11 protein-coding genes are annotated in these 12,610 nt (G+C 62.8%); all 11 read right to left on the reverse strand.

Annotation, left to right across the window (positions count from 1 at the left end; genetic code table 11):
- Position 1 precedes the first annotated feature (1 nt).
- Entirely contained in the window at positions 2–751 is a 750-nt protein-coding gene (locus QZM67_RS21495) for an electron transfer flavoprotein subunit beta/FixA family protein (protein WP_301806522.1), read from the reverse strand.
- Entirely contained in the window at positions 748–1,176 is a 429-nt protein-coding gene (locus QZM67_RS21500) for a DUF4148 domain-containing protein (protein ID WP_301806524.1), read from the reverse strand. The genes QZM67_RS21495 and QZM67_RS21500 overlap by 4 nt, the downstream gene beginning before the upstream one ends.
- Before the next feature lie 53 nt (positions 1,177–1,229).
- Positions 1,230–2,519, reverse strand: a complete 1,290-nt coding sequence (locus tag QZM67_RS21505; RefSeq protein ID WP_301806526.1) for an acyl-CoA dehydrogenase family protein — start codon at positions 2,517–2,519, stop codon at positions 1,230–1,232.
- Between the two features lie 169 nt (positions 2,520–2,688).
- A complete protein-coding gene (locus tag QZM67_RS21510) occupies positions 2,689–3,375 on the reverse strand; it encodes a TetR/AcrR family transcriptional regulator (RefSeq protein ID WP_301806527.1) in 687 nt (228 codons plus the stop codon).
- A gap of 247 nt (positions 3,376–3,622) precedes the next feature.
- Complete coding sequence (locus QZM67_RS21515; RefSeq protein WP_301806722.1) at positions 3,623–4,954, reverse strand: FAD-binding oxidoreductase; 1,332 nt, start codon at positions 4,952–4,954, stop codon at positions 3,623–3,625.
- A 190-nt stretch (positions 4,955–5,144) separates the two neighbouring features.
- Complete coding sequence (locus QZM67_RS21520; RefSeq protein ID WP_301806530.1) at positions 5,145–6,386, reverse strand: thiolase family protein; 1,242 nt, start codon at positions 6,384–6,386, stop codon at positions 5,145–5,147.
- A 24-nt stretch (positions 6,387–6,410) separates the two neighbouring features.
- Positions 6,411–7,964, reverse strand: a complete 1,554-nt coding sequence (locus tag QZM67_RS21525; RefSeq protein WP_301806533.1) for a class I adenylate-forming enzyme family protein — start codon at positions 7,962–7,964, stop codon at positions 6,411–6,413.
- A gap of 47 nt (positions 7,965–8,011) precedes the next feature.
- The gene (locus QZM67_RS21530) at positions 8,012–9,145 is read right to left on the reverse strand and encodes a trans-acting enoyl reductase family protein (protein WP_301806536.1); all 1,134 of its coding nucleotides are present in this window, start codon (positions 9,143–9,145) and stop codon (positions 8,012–8,014) included.
- 221 nt (positions 9,146–9,366) lie between these two features.
- The gene (locus QZM67_RS21535) at positions 9,367–10,047 is read right to left on the reverse strand and encodes a cytochrome c (protein ID WP_301806538.1); all 681 of its coding nucleotides are present in this window, start codon (positions 10,045–10,047) and stop codon (positions 9,367–9,369) included.
- On the reverse strand, positions 10,048–11,526 hold the full coding sequence (locus QZM67_RS21540; RefSeq protein ID WP_301806725.1) for an FAD-dependent oxidoreductase: 1,479 nt from the start codon (positions 11,524–11,526) through the stop codon (positions 10,048–10,050).
- A 90-nt stretch (positions 11,527–11,616) separates the two neighbouring features.
- The gene (locus QZM67_RS21545; RefSeq protein ID WP_301806539.1) at positions 11,617–12,597 is read right to left on the reverse strand and encodes a YCF48-related protein; all 981 of its coding nucleotides are present in this window, start codon (positions 12,595–12,597) and stop codon (positions 11,617–11,619) included.
- Positions 12,598–12,610: the final 13 nt, after the last annotated feature.

Genomic DNA, 12,610 nt, shown 5'->3' on the forward strand with positions numbered 1-12,610 from the left:
CTTACAGCACCTTGGCTTCGGTCTTGAGCTTCTCGACCAGCGTCTTCACGTCGGCAACCTTCACGCCTGCGGAACGCTTGGGCGGCTCGGCAACCTTCAGGGTCTTCAGACGCGGCGTGATATCGACGCCGAGGTCCTCGGGCTTGAGCGTCTCCAGCGGTTTCTTCTTTGCCTTCATGATGTTCGGCAGCGTGACGTAGCGCGGCTCGTTCAGGCGCAGGTCCGTCGTGACCACCGCGGGCAGCTTCAGCGACAGCGTTTCCGCGCCGCCGTCGACTTCGCGCGCGACCGTGGCCTTGCCGTCGGCGACCGTGAGCTTCGAAGCAAAGGTCGCTTGCGGCAGATTCGCCAGCGCGGCGAGCATCTGGCCAGTCTGGTTCGAATCGTCGTCGATGGCCTGCTTGCCGAGGATCACGAGTTGCGGCTGTTCCTTGTCGACGAGCGCTTTCAAAAGCTTCGCCACAGCTAGCGGCTGTAGGTCTTCATTCGACTCGATCAGGATCGCGCGATCCGCGCCGATCGCGAGCGCCGTGCGCAGCGTTTCCTGCGCTTGCGAGACACCGGCGGACACGGCGATGACTTCCGTCGCCACACCGGCTTCCTTCAGACGCACCGCCTCTTCCACAGCGATTTCATCGAACGGGTTCATCGACATCTTCACGTTCGCGATATCGACACCCGTTCCGTCGGACTTCACGCCGACCTTCACATTGGCATCCACGACCCGCTTCACCGCCACCAACAATTTCATTGCTTCTCCTCGCTCAATCCATTTATACCGCCTACGCTCGTCTCCGCAATGATCCCCTCTGCCTTCCACGCCTGCTCCAGGCGCAGGAAGTTTTCGCGGTTGCGTGTCCTCGTCGCTGCACTGGGCGGATAATCAACCCAGCGCGACGGAAGCATTCCATCCTCTCCAGCCCGCACGATCTCGGCTCGGACTTGCGCCCGGGTTTTGCCCTGCGCAGGGCTGACGTCCGCGACCGGCTGCCCAGTTGGACGAGCCGCATCGGTCTGCGCATTCGAATCTTCCGGCACGCTACTCGCGACGGAAAAGGAATGCGAAATCGGCTGCCTGGGCGGGAGAACACCGCCGCCACGCGCCTGAGCCGTAACGGCGACGGTCGTCAGTACAGCCGCAAGTGCGGCATGATTCAACATGGCAGCGGTATTCATATTGCACTCCTGATAAATCAATAAATTCGAACCTGGACACACCGAAGGTCGGGTTATTCCTTCGTCCACCCTTCCTGATAGAGCTTGCCTGCCAGCACGCCCAGACGCAGCGTGAGGTGATAGTTCTCTCCGTCCTCGATCAGCGCGGAGCGCACATCGCGGAAGAGCTTCTCGATCGGGAATTCGCGGGTGGTACCGTTGCCGCCGAAGAGCTGGAACGCCTCGTGCGTGATCTTCATCGCTTCTTCAGTCACGCTGACCTTGGCCTGGGCCGTCGCATACGGATGGCTCTTTGGAGACAGACGCGAGAATGCGAGGCTGCGTCGCGCAATCGCACGCGCCATCTCCAGCCGGCGCAGCATCTCGCCCACGCGTAGTTGCGTCATCTGATGGTCGATCAACAGTGCCCCACCTTGCTTGCGCTCGTGGCAATACGCCAGCGCGAGTTCGAACGCAGCGCGGGCCACGCCTACGAACACCTGACACATGTGCGTGCCGGCGAACGACCAGGTCGAGGCCAGATTGCCGAGGTAATCGTCCTGCAGCGCAATGGCGAACCGCTTGGGCACCTTCACGTTGTCAAAGTAGATCTCACCCTGCGGCAGCGAGCGCTGACCAATCTTGTCGAGCGGCTTGCCACGCGAGACACCCGGCAGGTCGAGCGGAAGAATCATCCCGATGCCGTTCGTGAACGCACTCCGCTCCCCGGTGCCATAGAAGCCATCGCCGTAATCCGCCGCCATGTACGCGAGCGCCACCTGCGCGACCGAGCCGTTCGAGATCCATGCCGAACTCTGCCCGTTGATGACGATTTCGTCCGCGCCCACCTTCGCCGTGAGGTTACCCACAGGCTGCTTGCCGCCCGTGCTGATCTCGTCGCGGTAGAGAATCGCGGCATCGCTGCCGCGGTCGGGCTGCGTGTTCATCCAGCAGCCGATCTTGCCGGTGCACATGTCGATCAGTTCCTGATTGCCGATCGACTGCGCCATCATCAGCGGCGCGGGCGCCACACCGATCGAGACGGCAAGCCCCGAATCCCCCCAGCCGAGCTCTTCGCCGATCAACGATTCGATGCGCACCGCCATGTCGGGAGGAAGCTGCGCGAGAAGCTGCGGATCGAGACCCAGCTTCGCACTCTCGATCATGGCCGCCCAGTACGGCGAGCCAGGCGCGATCACTTCCTCCGGCGTCATACGGTCGAGTTCGCGGCCGACGGGCTTCAGCACGTCACGTGCGAAACGATGAACCGTGTCCTGGATCGCACGCTCCTCCTCACTCATCGGCGTTTCGAAACCGGTCAATCCTGCCAGCGGCAACCCCACGGACTTGTGCAGTCGAATCATTTCGGTACTCCTCCTATCCTGAACGCACGTCGACTGGACTGCCCCGCAACCCAGCCATCCTTTAATAGATCAACATACCAAACATAGGTAACAATACAAAACATGAGGCAAAAAAAAAAGACAGGGTATTCCCCTGTCCTTTTTCCTTGCCGGCACGACGCCGTGGCTATCAGACGGTCTCGGCGTCTACCGTCTTCCCCCACACCAGGTTACGCGCGGTCGCGAGAAACATCGTCTCGAACCCTCGCATGTACGCTCGCTTGCTGCGCGTGGTGCCCAGATGAAGTGTCATGCCGTCCACCATCGAAATAAGCAGAATGGCAATGTGTGCACTCTCGGCCGCCCCATGCTCCGGATTCACGGCGCGAATGAGCTTGGAAAACTCGCTCGTGATAGTGTCGTACCAGTCGTCCCTCATCTGCGCACATTCGGGGTCGGTAGACGCAAACGAAAAGAAATGCCACCACAGCGGGATGTTCTTCGAGTCCTTCGCGTCCTGCAGCCCCAAACTGAGAATGGCTTCGATCGCCGCATGCGGCGAGGTATTGCTCTCGAGCGCATGTTTCAGCGCATCGACATAAGCGTCGATCACGGGCGCCATGACCGCCCGCAGGACCGCAGGCCGCGTCGGGAAGTAGTACTGGAGGTTGCTGACGCTGATTCCCGCTTTCACGGCGACGGCACGCAGCGAGAAGTCCATGGGGCCATTCTCGAGCAAGAGCTTCCTGGCCACACGAATAATGGCATTGCGCGTACGTACACCCTGGGCCCGCAGGCCGTCGGGTGCGGTTCCCGTGGTGGGTGCTGCGCTCGACGTGCGCCGCTTACGGGTGCTGGGCTCATTTAGCACTGTCATCGCTTTCCGCCTTGATTGAGGTAGACGTCTCTCCGAAGAGGGGCAAAGCGGTCACTCGAACCGCTTCCTAGGTAAACATGACTATACCTTACAAGAGGCTGAGCATCCATATGGCGTACCGTAGGGTTCGCGCCCGCGCTTCATTGCCGCCATTCACAACAGTCAATCGTCGAGCCGCTCCCAATGCCCTCAACGCTCCCGGTCGAGGCATGGTCGCCGCGAGCGCCGTACGATAATGCCATGCGCCTCACGCCCGTCGTGCCTGCGCGGCCCGCGCCTTACCGTTTACGCGGTCATCGAGCGCGTTCACCACGCCTAACGCCCCGTTCATGACGCACCAGCGCAACGGCTCGGGCAGCGTCGATGGCGTCTTGTGATCGAGCGCCGAAAGGAGCGGATTTTCGATGCCGCGAATCCGCCCGGCGATCATGCTTCCGACCATGGATTGGGCAGCCACGCCATGTCCGGAGCACCCTGCGCTGTAGAAAATGTTCTGATGCGCCCCTGTAGCACCAACAACCGGCAGCGCGTCACTGGCCAGGCTGATATAGCCGCTCCAGCAGGCCCGCAGCGCGATGCCCTTGAGGGTCGGGAAGCGGTCACGCAGGGCTGTGCGCAACTCGCGATACGACTCATAGTCGGGCACGTTCGGCGTTTTGGAGCCATATGGGTAGTGGAGACGCTTCGTCGTCACCACGAGGGTATTGTTGACGGTCAGGCGATGGCTTTCCATGGTCCAGTGCGCTGTCACGATGCCCTCACGTCGCGGCCAGCCCAGCGCCTTGCGCTGGTCATCGGAAAGCGGCTCGGTCTCGATCGCCGAGACTCGCAACGGCACAACCTTGTCCGCCAGCAGACCGAGTTGCGGCGTGTAGGCGTTGGTGGCCAGCATCAGTACCGACGCACTCGCACTGCCGCGCGGGGTTTGCACCTTGATGACCGGCCCCTCGGTGTAAGACAGCAGCGGCGTGTTCTCGTAGATCTTCACGCCGGCCCGCAAAGCCGCGCGCCTGAGCCCCATCACGTACTTGCCCGGGTGGAGCGTGCCGCCGCGCGGCACGTAGTTGCCGAACAAGAACGCCGGCGGAATGCCACGCGCGCGCATCTCGGCCTGATCGAGAAACTCCGACTTAAAGCCCAACCCGGCACCGGTTCGCATGTCATCGCGCACCTTGTCTTCCTGAGCGGGATCGATGCCCGCACGGATAATGCCCGTCTGGTTGTAGTCGCAGTCGATCTCGTACTCTTTGAGCTTGCCTTCCACGAAAGGAACGGCGTCTTCGTAGTAGCGGACGATCTCCTTCCCTTTCTCGTTGCCTACGCTCTTGAGAAAAAGATCGTATTCGAGCGCGAGTGCACCTGCCAGATAGCCCGCGTTGCGTCCACTTGCACCAAAGCCGGCAAATTCGCGCTCGAGCACGACCACTTTCGCTCCGTGCCTGACCAGTTCGAGCGCAGCAGAAAGCCCCGCAAAACCGGCGCCGACGATGACCACATCCGCACTCACATCGCCAGTGAGTTCAGGCTGCATGTCGCCTGGCCGTTCTACCCAGCCGCCGAGCGCGCGGTACTTCTCCATGTCAGCGGTCAATTTGGCCGCCTCCACTGGGCCAGCCGATTCGACGCGAGAACATTGCGTAGCCGCCACCGCCGGCACCACCACGGCTGCTGCCGCCGCACCCTTGATAAAGGTGCGGCGGCTCACTGCGGAACGCGAGCCGTCCTTTTGTCCTGCTTGTGTTTCCGTTGTCTCGCTCATACATCCCCCATCAAACCTTGCTCAGAATATGCACAGCAAGCGCCGCTTCTTCGATGCCCTCAAAACCACCACCGTTTTCCTGAATCGCGTGGCGCGCGCCGGGCACCTGACGCGCGCCCGCTTCTCCGCGCAGTTGGGAGACCAGCTCGTAGAGCTGACCGATTCCCGTCGCACCCAGCGGATGCCCCTTCGATTCGAGGCCACCGGATGTATTGATCGGAATGTGCCCACCGATGGTGAACTCGCCACCTTCGGCAGCGGGACCGCCCTGGCCGGGCGGGACCAGTTGCAGGTTTTCCGCCTGGATGATTTCCCCCATCGCCGAGGCGTCGTGCACCTCGGCGACATCCATGTCCTCGGGGCCGAGACTCGCCTGCTCGTAGGCCTGTAGCGCCGCAAGGCGGCCGATGTTCTTCTCCGGCTCGTCGACGCGTCGATGCGTAAAGCTGCGGACGACGCTCGCTGCAATCCGGATGCAGCGACTACGGTCGGCACCGATGCGCCGCAAGCCCTCCTCGGTGCACAGGATCGCCGCCGCCGCGCCGTCCGAAACCGGCGCGCACATGGGCAGCGTGATCGGATATGTGATCGGCGGCGCCGCGAGCACTTCGTCGATCGTGAACGGCTGACGGAACTGCGAGTACGGGTTATGCACCGAATGCAGATGGTTCTTCGACGACACGGCAGCAATCTGGCGCTGCGTGGTGCCGTAGGTCTTCATGTGATACCGGCACAGCGCCGCGTAGACCGACATGAAGCGGCTATAAGGCCGATCGGACTCCGATCCGGGCGGGGGCTCGACGCCTTCGCCAAGCTTCATCAAATTGGAGAAGTTCTCGTCGACACGCGACACGTCCCAGCCCGCCTCGAACAGGGCGAATGATTTTGCCTTGTCCGGAACGTTCATCTTCTCTGCGCCGAGCGCGAGCGCCACATCGCAGGCACCCGACCGAAGCGCCTGGGCCGCGAGATGCACCGCGGTGCTGCCGGATGCACAGGCGTTTTCGACGTTGTAGACCGGAATGCCTTCAATCCCGATCTTGCTGAACACGACCTGCCCCGGAATGGACAATTGGCCCTGTAACGGCCCGTTGGTGATGCCCGCATAGAAAGCCGCGCCGATCGCCCCGGCATCGCAGCCCGCGTCCTTCAGTGCGCCGCGTAGTGCTTCGCCCGCGAGATCGTCGATGCTGCGCTCGAAGTGCCGGCCGAACACGGTCATCGCAATGCCGGCGATATAAATGTCGCTCATGGTGTTTATCTCTATGTGGCTCACTCAGATCCGGCGGGTTTGGCCCTGCCAGTACTGCTCGCGCAGATCCTTCTTCAGCACCTTGCCGGCGGTGCTGCGCGGCAGCGCCGCAATGAAGTCCACGCTCTTCGGCGCCTTGACCGAGCCGAGCTTCTCCTTGCATAGCGCCACGAGTTCTTCGGCACTGACGCTCTGCCCCGCGTTGAGCTCCACCACCGCCTTCACAGCCTCGCCCCACTTTTCGTCGGGCACGCCGATCACCGCGCAATCCTGCACTGCCGGGTGCGCCCAGATCACCTGCTCGACTTCGCTCGGGTAGACATTAAAGCCGCCGCTGATGATCATGTCTTTTTTGCGGTCGGTGATGTGCAGATATCCTTCGGTATCCAGATGACCGACGTCGCCCGTGTGCAGCCAGCCGTCGACGATCGTCTCGGCCGTTTTGTCGGGTGCCTTGTAGTAGCCCTTCATCACGAGGTCCCCGCGCACGCAGATTTCGCCGGTCTCGCCCTGCGGCAGGATCTCGCCGCGATCGTTCATGATTTCGACGCGGATCAGCGGGTTGGGTCTGCCGACCGACGAGAGCCGGCTGTCAGGTGCAAGCTCGCCGCCCTCGAAGTGCTCGGCCGGCGTGAGATAGGAAATGGATGCAGGTGCTTCCGTCTGGCCATAGCCGCCCGCCATAACCGGACCGAACACCTCGATCGCGCGCTTGAGCTTCTCCACCGACATCGGCGCCGCGCCATAGAGAAAGCACTTGAGCGAGGAAAAATCCTGGTCCTCGATGCCGGGGATATCGAGCAGGCGATAGATCACCGTTGGCGGCAGGAAGAACTCCGTGACCCGATGCTTCGCGATCGCCGCGAGAAGCAGCGCTGGGTCGGGCTTCGGCAGCACGACCACCGTACCCCCGCGCGCGGTGCAAGGCAGCGACAGCATCCCCGCGGTATGGGTCATGGGCGCTGCGGCGAGGTTCACCGGACGCTCCACGCCGTACGGATACGCCATCATGAATTGCGCGAAGTAGGTCTGGAACGCGCGATGCGTGTTCATCACGCCCTTGGGCAAACCCGTCGTGCCGCCCGTGCCCGAAAGTGTCACGATGTCGTCCATGTCGTAATCGACGCGCGGCTCGGTCGCCGGCTGCGCCGCGCTCCACTTCTCCAGCGACGGTGCCCACGGCAGGTCGGCATCGATACAGATCCAGAGCCTGACCTTGGGGAGGCTGGGACGCAGCGCTTCGATCGCCGGTGCGAACGCCTGGTGGAAGAACAGCGCTTCACAATCGAACGCGTCGAGGAGGTACTGGTTCTCCTGCGGAGCACTACGCCCGTTCACCGGGATCCATACCACGCCGGCACGCCACAGCCCCAGCGTGCAGGTCCATGCCGTGACGTCGTTATCGGCCCAGACCGCTGCCTTCGCTTCCTTTTCGAAGCCGGCCGCGAGCAGGCCGTTGGCGATGCGGCACGAAAGCGTGTGGACTTCACTGAACGAATAGCTTCGCTCGTCCTGAATGTAGGCGACGCCGTTGGGGTTGATACGCCAACCGCGATCGAAAAAGTCAATGATTGCCATGTCCCATGTTTCCCTGAATCTGTTCCGGATCTGCGTGCTCTCGGCCGTTACAGCTGCGCGACGCTCGCGCGCGCGAGCCCGCGCTGCTCGAGGAAGCCGAGCAGATAGCGATGCCCGAATGCCTTGGATCCCGAGGCAAAGCCCACCTTCGCGGTCTCGCCGTCGAGAAGCTTGATGGCTGCTGCCGTCTGGATGGCGCCCGTCGCGATGTATGGCGTAATGCCGTGCACGGTTGCGCGAACGGCCGAGAGCTGGCCGCGGCCGATCGCGAAGTCGACCGTGCGATGAAGCGACGTGCGTTCGCGCGGCGGCATGGCCGGCGTGGTCGAATCGACGAGTTGCTTGAGCACCGCATCCTGTTGCTCGTGCGGCAAGTTCGCGTACTCGGCATCCCACTTCTGCCCGAGCGCATGCACCATCTGCATCGCGTTGTTGTCGTAGAAGCCCACGCAGGAAACGCAGCTGCGCACGCGCGGATCGTGCTCGAAGTACACCGGCAGTGACGTACCGCCCCACGGCAACGCGAACACCGGCTGAAGGAAATCGGGAGAAGCGATATTGAACGAGGCGTGCCGGTCATGCGGCACCAGCTTCTTTTCCCACAGATAGCAGGATTCCTGACGATAGCCTTCGAAGATGGTCGCGGTAGATCCTACGCTCACGCCAGCGCCGGCGCCGCGCGGGCCGCGCGTGAGCGTGGCGGTCTCCAGCGCGTCGGTGCCGGGCGTTTCGAGCGCCAGTTCAGCGGCGATTTCGGCGAACGTGTACATGTAGGCATTCGAGGGCGACACGAGCAGCCCGGCCTGTCGGAACTGCTCGCCGAACTGCTCGCGAACCTGGCGGATATAGTGCTGCTCGCCCGTGGTGTCGAGGTAGTGGCAGCCTGCCTTGAGCGCCGCTTCCACGGCGGTGAGACCGAAGTTGAAGAACGGCCCGACCGTGTTGCACACGACCTTTGCACCGCGAAAGGCATTCACGAGCGAATCCACGGTGTGCCCGGCTTCGATGATTTCGTAGTTAGCCGACTCGAGGCGCACGACACGCTGCGCCATCATTTCCTGCGTGCGCTTTGCGTTGCGCGCGACCGCCGTAAAGGGAATGTCCTGGTCGATGAGCCAGTCCATGATCAACATGCCGGTGTAACCGCTTGCGCCATAAACGACGACGGGATGCTTAGCCATGCTTGTCTCCTGAAACGTGATTGGTCAAATGTTGCGTCTGTCAACTGCCGGCGATGCCGCGTGAAGTGACGAGCACCGCCGTCGGTTGATGCAGCGATGACACGCGGCCATTTAATAGAACACAATACAAAACTTAGGTCATATTGCCAAATTTAAGCTGCTGAAAAAAGACAGGGTATTCCCCTGTCTCTCCACTACTCCTGCCCGTTACACCATGGCAGCTATTGCTTGCGGACGTCACTGCCACCCGGCGTCAAGCTCGCGAGGTAGCTGGCCACCGCCTGGATGTCCGCGCCCGACAGGGAGGCCGCCATCCCGTTCATGGCGCCGCTCGGGTCATGACGCTCACCCGTCTTGAAGGCAACAAGCTGCTTCGCGAGATAGGCGGCGCCCTGGCCCGACAAACGCGGCACCTGATCGCGGCCCATAAACGACGCCCCGTGGCAGGCCTGGCAGCTTTTAGCCGCCACGAGTTCCATGCCGCGCTTTTCGAGTGCCGCCTCGGCGCGCACCGCTTCGCTTTGAGCCGGCGTCTGCCGCGCGAAATAAGTAGCCAGCGACTGGATCTGCTCGTCTGTCAGTTCCCGCGCAATCGCACCCATGTAAGGGTTGAGTCGCTGCCCGCCGGCAAACGCATGCAACTGGGCGACGAGATAAGCCTCCGGCTGTCCAGACAGCGCCGGATACCAGGCGTTGACGGACTGGCCGTGCGCACCGTGACAGAAGACACAGGTCTCCTGCGGTTGCGGCCAGGGGCCTCCGTTGGCCACCTCCGTCTTGTCGATCTCGCTCATCGCCTTTTCATAATGCATGCCGTCGAGATAATCGCGCCCGTAGAGCGCGCCCACGCCCGCGACGCCTGCCAGCACGACAGCTGCGCCCACGATCCATACCCGCCTCATTCACGCCACCTCGCTACGTCGAGTGAAACCGGCCAGCGCCTGCAAGGCTGCGCGGTGGCCCGAGCGCACGGCGCCGTCCATCGCGCCGGCCCAGATGTCGGCCGTTTCGGTCCCCGACCAGATCAGGCGCCCCACTTCGGGATGCAAATACTTGCCCCACTTCGTCCAGAAACCCGGCGGCATCGGATTGATGCAATGCAAGGTCCAAGGATCGACCCGGCCCCAGTCGTAGTCGTGGAACTGCGACGGACGCAGCGCGCGGTCGCCGAATGCCTTGGCAAACGTGGCCGACAGCGTCTTTCCGGCCATCGTGGAATCGTCCGGCAACATCCCCGGCGCGACGAACGCAGCGATCACGCCGAGCGATGCATCGGGAGGCGAGTTGTCGTACGCCATGAAAACCGGGCCACCGACCTGGAAGATCGTCCCGCAGTAGCCGGCGTCGCGCCAGAACGGTTTGTCGTAAACGTGAACCGTCTTGCGCATCGGGGCATTCGTGGGCCAGTTCTGCTGTAGCTGCGCCCGCCCGCCGGGCAGCGGCGGATCGAACACCACCTGGTTGCACAGCGCCGGATTCATCGCGACGATCACGCGACGCGCCTTGATCACACCCTGATCAGTGTGTACCTCGACGACATCTCGGTCCCAGCCGGTGATCTTGCGCACAGGCGAGGACAGACGAACCTTGTCGCCGAGTTGCTCGGCCATCTTGATGCACAGACGCTGCGAGCCGCCGACAATGCGCGTTTCCTGTGCGCCACCCTTGAACGCCTCGAGTTGCGTGTAGTTGCAACCCGCACTGTTGATCATCGATAAGTAATGCAGCAGACCCAGCTGCGCCGGCGCACCGCCCGTGGTCAGCTTCGCGGCTAACGCGAGAAAGTAGCCGTCCTCGTATTTCACGCCCTGCTGCAGGAGCCACTCGCCGTATGAGAGCTTGTCCAGTTCCGCCAGATGCGGTGCTTTCCACGGCGCGCCGGAAGGCACCCCGCGCGCGAGTTCCGCAAGCCGGTTGCCGATCGTGTCGTCACCCCCGGTGCCGCCGTGAAAATCCTGGGCCACCGTAGCGCCCTGTGCAATCACGACGGTCTTGCCCGTGTACCAGCTCGGAAACGTATCGATCTCGAGTTGACGCGCCAGATCGAAAATCGCGGTCTGGCCGGGACCGATCCACTGCCCTCCGGCTTCAGAAACGACGCCGTGTCCGAGGTCATGGTTATAGGTGCGTCCGCCCACGCGGTTACGTGCCTCGACCACGACAAACGAATCACATCCGGCCAGTTTGAGGTCACGGCCCGCGGTCAATCCAGCGAGACCCGCGCCGATGATCGCGACGTCCAGAATGTCGCCATTCGTGGGCTTCGTTACGGCGGCCTGTGCCAGCGAGATGCCGCCGGCCGCCAGTGACGCCGCGCCCATCGCCGTAAAACGCAGCAGCTGGCGCCGGGTCTGCGTATCCGGCTTACGTTTTCGATCCATCTTCGATGCCCAATTCAGTTTCATTGCTTCTCCCCTCTCTCTTCCCTGCTAATAAGGAGAACGATTTACGACCATGGAGACGGGTGTTCCTCAGTGGGCCGTCAGCACCCCGTCCTGCGAAAACAGCACTGGCTTGCCGGCGCCGTCGATCAATGCGGCGGTGAGCGTCGCCCGATCGTCGCGCTGTTGAACCTCGAACGACATGCCGCCTTCGCGTTGCCGCAGCACGAGGCCGTCGAGCCCGACGCCCATCAGTCCGTTTCGGGTTGCCACGAGATCGGTGATCGAACTCTTCGTGCCAGCGTTCAGCGCTGTCCACGTCGCCCCGCCGTCGCTGCTCTGATACAGGCTGCCGAGCAACCCGCCCACGACGATCCGCCCGTCGGGGAGCGCTACGCCGGTCCACAACGTGCCCTTGCCGCCCGTCGCCAGATAGCTCCAGTTCGCGCCGCTATCTGTCGACTTCAGCACCATGCCCTGTTCCGAGTCGATATAGAGGGCTCCCGAGCGGTCTGCGAAGATGTGATACAGGTTACGGTCCGCACGGCCGTTGCCCGGCGGCTTGGGCACTGCCACCTTCGTCCACGTCTTGCCGCCGTCGTGCGTGGCGAGCATCAGCGACCACAGGCCCACTGCAATGCCGTCCTTCTCGCTCGTGAAGAGCACTGAGAACAGCGGCTGGTCCACCGAGATGTCCATGCGCTGCTTCTGCCAGGTTTCGCCGCCGTCAGTCGTCGCGAGAATCACACCCCACTGGCCAACGGCCCAGCCGTGCTGCGCATCCGTGAAATTGACCGCCGAAAGCGTTGCCGAAACCGGCACGCTGTGCGCCTGCCGGAACGATTTGCCGTCGTTGTCCGACAGCAAAACGAGGCCGCGCTCACCGACGGCGACTATGCGTGGGCCCGCGCGTGTCGCGTCCATCAGCATCATGTGGGTCGGCGCCGCCCACACGTGCGCCGGCTTCGCCGACCACGTTGCGATCGTTCCGTCGGCTTGGGCCAAAGCCGACGGGGCTGCGCATACCGTCGCCGCGGCAAGGGCGATTCCGGCAAAAAGCGACTTGATCATGACTATTTCTCTG

Origin of the sequence: Burkholderia sp. AU45251 (assembly GCF_030482905.1) — a bacterium.
Taxonomy (GTDB): domain Bacteria; phylum Pseudomonadota; class Gammaproteobacteria; order Burkholderiales; family Burkholderiaceae; genus Burkholderia; species Burkholderia aenigmatica.